Source organism: Oleiphilus sp. HI0080 (assembly GCF_001635135.1).
The window spans coordinates 1-1142 of record NZ_LWFU01000877.1; the positions used below are offsets into that span (position 1 = coordinate 1).

Consider the following 1142-nt stretch of genomic DNA (forward strand, 5'->3'; position numbering starts at 1 on the left):
TCAGCAAAAATACGATCTCCAGCAACGAGCACAAATTGGTCTACCGCTCTCGACACCGCAACGTTAACGGTATCGGCTCGGTCTATAAAATCATTTATCGAATTGGCCACAGTCGAAAAAATAATTACTTTCTTTTCTCTGCCTTGAAACTTATACACAGTGTCTACATCCAGACGATTGGTACCCATACTTTTTACTGCCTTATTCACATGCGCCCTGTATGGGGCAATAACGCCGATTTCTTCGGGGTCAGCACTCGCTAACCGCGCTTCTCGCAATACTTCATCTTTGATGACGGAGATCTCACGTTGACTGAACAACCCAGATTCGTTTATTTGCTTTCGAGCATGATTTCCTTCTTTTAATCGGTAAACCAAAAAAGGGTACTCTCGACCTTTTACTTCCGTCATAACTAGAAGTTCATTGTTGTAAAACTTTTTGTTACAGAAGCCTATGATTGCGGGATGGCATCGATAATGTTCACGCAACATGACGCGAGCTAGTCGACTGCCAAAAACATCAGAAATAGAGGAAAGAATACTTTGCGTATAGAAATTGTAGGCTTGAGGTACTTGAAATCGCGCTTCAATTTCACCCCTCTGAAGTAACGCAGACTCTGAAGGGAAGTTTGATATCTGTTTCAAATCACCGACAATCACAACATTTTTAGCTCTCGAAATTGCCATTGCAGCGGTAACTAAATCTACTTGTGAAGATTCGTCGATGATTAAATAATCCAGCAACGAATTTCTCTCTACACAATTTCTTAAGGAGTTGGTCGTGCTCAATATCAGCGGATATTGTTGAACAAAGGAGTCGAAATCAGATTTGTAATTATCTGACGTGAAAGACCTTATTCTCTGACCTTTCCGGTTCCTGGCTACATAGTGACGAAACAAAGCTGAGGAGAGCTCTCTACTAGAGGCCATTAGTTCCCTGCTGCTTAAACCAATCAAACTTTCTTCGAGCTTTGATATCCGCTCCTCTAGCTCTCGCTCTTTAAGATACAGGTAGTCCTTCTCCAAGTTCGTAATCAAAACTGAATCACAAGATAGGATTCGATCTGGTCGATAAATACCAAACGAGATGAATGCTTTTAAAGAAGCTAGTGCCAAACCGAGCTTACTTGGTTGTTTTAGGCT

1 protein-coding gene is annotated in these 1142 nt (G+C 41.5%); it reads right to left on the minus strand.

Annotation, left to right across the window (positions count from 1 at the left end; translation table 11 throughout):
• Window positions 1-1115, minus strand: a 1115-nt coding sequence (locus tag A3751_RS17520; protein ID WP_197466458.1) for a DEAD/DEAH box helicase, incomplete at its 3' end; no start/stop codon positions are given.
• Window positions 1116-1142: the final 27 nt, after the last annotated feature.